A 4324-nucleotide genomic window follows, 5' to 3' on the forward strand; every position below is an offset into this window, starting at 1 on the left:
AGATGTGTATAAGAGACAGGCCCTGGGATGAGAGGCGGGGCCGTCGGGACCGGATCGAGGCGTGACCCGGTGGCTGGTCCGGATCAGTCCGGAGGCTCGGTGTTCCCGACCAGGTCGGGGTTCGACGGCTGCTGGGCCGGGTCGAAGTCGGCGGGCGGAGGCTCCGCGCTCTCGGAGCCGGTGGTCGCCTCGGTGGTGACGTCCTCCGCGCCCTCGGGTGCGACCCCGGTCTCGCCGGGCTCGGAGACCCCGGCGCCGGTGTCGCCCGCCTGGCCGGACTCGGTCTCGGCCGGCTCGGCCGCCTGCGCGTCGCGCTCGGCGCCCGGGGCGTTGTCGGAGCCGGCCTCCTCGGCGCCCGCGACGTCCGATTCGGACGTGTCGACCGACTCGGACGAGTCAGCCGACCCGGACGCATCGGGGGCGTCGGCGGTTCCGGAGGCCCCGCCCGGGCCCTGCTCGAAGCGCTCCGGCCGGTCCTCGGCCGGCACGCCCTCGGCGTCGGTGTTCGGCAGTCCACTGGTGTCGCTCATGCGCTGCTCCCTCCTGGCCGCCTTACGGCTTGCCCTCTTCGCTGTACGAGGTGGTGCCGTCGCCGGTCTCCTCGATCCCCTCGTCGGGGTCGAGGTCGGTGATGACATCCTGGATGGTGTTCTGGTCGGCCGTGGGGTCCACGGTGCCGCCGTCGTCACCCTCGAGGTCGCCGGCGAGCCCGTTGGTCGGGTCGTTGCCGGTGACCGGCTCTTCGTCGTTCCTCGTGTCGCTCATGGAGGTCACAGAACGCCCGAGCGACCGCCGGCGCAAGGGGGGTTCCTCGGCTCACAGGGCCGGCGTAAGCTGCCGCCTCCGCAACGCGCCCAGGCCCGTCACCGAAGGGCGTCATTCTGTCGGAAAGGGCCGAAATAGCGGCAGAACGACGCCCCTCGACGGAGGCGGCGGGCGCAGCGCTCACCGCAGCGCTCACCCCAGCCGCTCGATCAGCTCGCGCAGGGCCGCGGCGTACTGCGGCGACGACGGGTAGTCGGGGTGCGTCGCGACCTTGATCAGGTAGCGGGGAGGCCCGAACTCGTCGGCGCCGCGGTCGATCGCGTTGGGCGCGTTGCTGTTGACCGGGAAGCCGAGGTAGTCGGTGCGGCGCCACAGGCTGAACCAGGCGACGCCGCGGCCGTCCGGCTGGGTGAGCAGCTGCACCAGCGTCGGGTCGGTGGCCCGCGACGGCGGGAACTCCGGCGGCGAACCGAGCTGGTCCGTCTGCACCTGGGCGTACCAGGGGTCCGCCTGGGCGAGCGACGGCGGCAGTTGCGGGAGGGTGCCGAGCACCTGCGGGCCGAACAGCTCCGGGAAGAACCGGCCGAAGTACACGCGCAGCTGGGTGCCGTAGGTGAGCAGTCCGACGTTCGCGATGCGGGAGGCGCCGCCCGGCCGCAGCGTGAACAGGCACGCCACCGCCAGTACCGCGCCGAGGCTGTGCGCGCTCACGACCACCTTGTACGGCCGCTCCTGGCGCAGGGACTGGTCGTCGACCTCCTCACGCCAGCGCAGCCGGTCCGCCGGGTCGAGGCCGGCGGGAGGGACGAGGTCGTGGCCGAGCCAGTCCACCACCCGGTCGCGCAGCTCGGGCACCGCGCGCTCGGCGTAGCAGGGCGGCGCGAAGGGATGGCCGGCGCGCGGGAGGAAGCACATCAGGTCCCACATCACGCTGATCGGCCGCTCCTTGGCCGTGATCGCGTTCTCGATGATGACGACCAGCACGGCGATGGCGATGATGCCGAGCACCGGGCCGACGAAGCTGTCGATCCAGCGGTACACCTCGGTGTACGACACGGCGAGCGCTGCAACGAACCCGGCCGCGAGCAGCGCCGCCAGCAGCCCGAGGATGGGCTCCCCGCGGTGGAACAGGGCCGCCTGGCGGCGGGCGCGCAGGATCTTCAGCGCCAGCCGGTCCTGCGTCTCCGCCCGCTGCACGACGCCGTCCGGGTACTGCGAGACCGGGCTCACGAGCGGCCGCCTGCCGCCACGGGTGGGCGGGGTGGTCAGCATCGGCACCCAGCGCGTCCGCAGGAAGAAGACGACCCCGGCGACCACGGCGACCACGATCGCGATCAGCGGCAGCACGTCGCCGAAGTTCTGGTAGACGATGGGAGGCCGCAGGGCGACGGTCGCGGGCGTCACGCAGCCGCAGGCCGGCGCCCCCGTCCCGAGCCACGCCTGCGTGCCGAGCACCAGCAGCGTCGAGAGGATCATCGCCGCCCCGAGCGCCAGCAGCATGATGACGCCGGGGCCCGTGCCTCCCCATCCCTCGACCCGGTGCGGGGTCGGGTCGCGGGTGAGCCGCGGCCAGAGCGCGATCAGCGCGAGCTCGACGATCACGGCGGCCGCCGCGATGATGAAGAACGCCGCCCGCGCCGGCCGCGCCGCCTCGTCGAGCCGGGTGGGCCCGAGCGCGACGGCGATGAGGAAGCTCACGCCGGCCACGGCCATGATCGCGATGGAGAGCGCGTGCGGCACGCCGCGCCGCCAGCTGAGGGCCGAGATCGCGATGGCCACGAGCACCCCGAGGATGAGGGAGGGCGCGGTCACCAGCCCGAGGAAGGCCGGCGCCGTGCCGTCCGGGCCGGTCGCGCGCCCGTAGTCGCCGTCGACCGCGAGCGCGACGACCGTGAGCAGGTAGACGAGGACGCCGACCCACAGCAGGAGCAGCGAGCTGCGCTCACGGGTGCGCAGCTTGTCCGCGAGGAAGCGGGCCACAGGGCGGTCGCCGCTGTCCTCCGTGTCCGAGAAGACGCCGACGAGGACGAAGGTGAGGGTGAGCCCGGCGGCGCCCAGCAGCAGGGCGAGCAGGAACAGCCAGTGCCCTCCCGACACCGCCCGCGCCGCGCAGCCGTTGGCCACGAAGGTCTGCAGCTTGGCGCAGTCGGCGGTGCCGCTGTAGACGGCGAAGAGACGGTCCCAGGCGAGCAGCAGCGCGATGAGGAAGAAGCTCGCGCCGAGGTGCAGCCACTCGGTCGGCGAGCCGACGCGCGAGGTCTGCCAGAACCCTTCGGAGCTCAGCGGCCTGACCGGTCCGTCGGGGTGCTGGGCTCGGCGCATCCGGTCGGTCGTGTCGAAGATCGCGGCCTCGTACCGCGTGCGGGCGCGGCGGGCGACGATGTAGAGCAGCAGGATGCCCGCGATCGGCACGACCGAGAGCACGGCCAGCTGCCTCCCGCGCCAGGCGAGCGGGCCGGTGAAGAAGTCGGTCACCGCCTGCGGGAGCGCGGGGCACGGCCCGGCACCGGCCGCGGCGCCCCCGCCGACGCACTGCGCCCCGAGATCGAGGCTGATCGAGCCGAGGGCGCAGACGTAGAGGAGGGTGAGGCCCAGCGCGAAGATGCGCAGCGAACCGGCGCCGATGCCGCCCCTCCACTCGCCGCCGGGGTGCTGGTCAGGGATGCGGCGCGTCCAGTACGCGGTGTTGGCGAGGCCGAACGGCAGCAGGAGGAGCCAGGCCAGCTGCACGAAGAACTGGCCGATGAACAGCAGCGGTCCCGAGCCGTACCGCGCGAGGAGCCCCCACGAGTACGCCTCGCGCCTGACCTCGGGTGGAGGGACGGCCGGGTCGAGGGTGTCCGGCGGGTCGTCCGGGTCCGGCTCCGGCGTGTGCGGCGCCCACCAGAAGCCGCCGTTCTCGTCGCCCTGGGTCTGCCGCAGCTCGCTCTGCGGCACGCCGAGCATCTCGGCGGGCGGCGTGTTCTTGATCCCGTGCACGCGCAGCTCGAGGATGCGGTGCGGGTGGGCCGCCTGCGTCTCGGAGTCGGTCATCGCGCCGCCCCTTCGTCGTGGACGCGCGCAGACTACTCCGGTGCTCCGGGTGGCGGCTACGGACGCGTTGCAGGGGGCGGTCGCGGGGTGGCGGCGGAGTGCCCGGCGGGGCATAGCCCTCGCAGGCGCTGCGGCGTAGGCTCCCCGGTATGAGCACCCCACACGAGGATGACCGGACCGGCCGCATCGACGACGACGCGCGCGACGATCTCGAGGGCAGCTACACCGAGGTCGACGGGGAGGCGCCGCACGAGCGGACCGTCCACGGCCAGTACACCGAGACCGACGGCGTCGGCCCCGAGACGGAGACCAAGGGCAGCTACACCGACACCGACGAGGTGGTCGAGGAGTCGACGGAGACGCAGCAGGGCGACTACACCGAGGGCGACTACAAGGAGCCCTGAGCCACCGGCCGCCTAAGCCGCCGGCCGCCCCCCCCCCCCCCCCCCCAAAAAAAAACCCCCCCCCCCGGGGGGGGGGGGGGGTTTTGTTGGGGGGGGGGGGGGGGGGGGGGGGGGGGGCGGGG

The 4324-nt window shown here is 73.7% G+C and carries 4 protein-coding genes; 1 reads left to right on the forward strand and 3 read right to left on the reverse strand.

Features of this window, described 5'->3' with window-relative positions; all coding sequences use genetic code 11:
* Positions 1-83 precede the first annotated feature (83 nt).
* The 3 genes from ACR9ZG_RS18275 to ACR9ZG_RS18285 all read right to left on the reverse strand — a co-directional run bounded on the left by ACR9ZG_RS18275 (position 84) and on the right by ACR9ZG_RS18285 (position 3798).
* Positions 84-530 (reverse strand): hypothetical protein, encoded by a 447-nt coding sequence (locus tag ACR9ZG_RS18275; protein ID WP_481286268.1) that lies wholly within the window; start codon positions 528-530, stop codon positions 84-86.
* Positions 531-552: 22 nt separating this feature from the next.
* A complete protein-coding gene (locus ACR9ZG_RS18280) occupies positions 553-765 on the reverse strand; it encodes a hypothetical protein (RefSeq protein ID WP_481286269.1) in 213 nt (70 codons plus the stop codon).
* 192 nt (positions 766-957) lie between these two features.
* Positions 958-3798 (reverse strand): hypothetical protein, encoded by a 2841-nt coding sequence (locus ACR9ZG_RS18285; protein WP_481286270.1) that lies wholly within the window; start codon positions 3796-3798, stop codon positions 958-960.
* 149 nt (positions 3799-3947) lie between these two features.
* Between ACR9ZG_RS18285 and ACR9ZG_RS18290 the strand changes: the two genes are divergently transcribed.
* Positions 3948-4202 (forward strand): hypothetical protein, encoded by a 255-nt coding sequence (locus tag ACR9ZG_RS18290; RefSeq protein WP_481286271.1) that lies wholly within the window; start codon positions 3948-3950, stop codon positions 4200-4202.
* Positions 4203-4324: the final 122 nt, after the last annotated feature.

Source organism: Leifsonia sp. KNZ12-8B (assembly GCF_056755495.1).

Bases quoted from the DNA above. Each gene is read 5' to 3' on its own strand.
- ACR9ZG_RS18275 (WP_481286268.1), bottom strand. From the start codon at position 530: ATGAGCGACACCAGTGGACTGCCGAACACCGACGCCGAGGGCGTGCCG.
- ACR9ZG_RS18290 (WP_481286271.1), top strand. From the start codon at position 3,948: ATGAGCACCCCACACGAGGATGACCGGACCGGCCGCATCGACGACGAC.
- ACR9ZG_RS18280 (WP_481286269.1), bottom strand. From the start codon at position 765: ATGAGCGACACGAGGAACGACGAAGAGCCGGTCACCGGCAACGACCCG.
- ACR9ZG_RS18285 (WP_481286270.1), bottom strand. From the start codon at position 3,798: ATGACCGACTCCGAGACGCAGGCGGCCCACCCGCACCGCATCCTCGAG.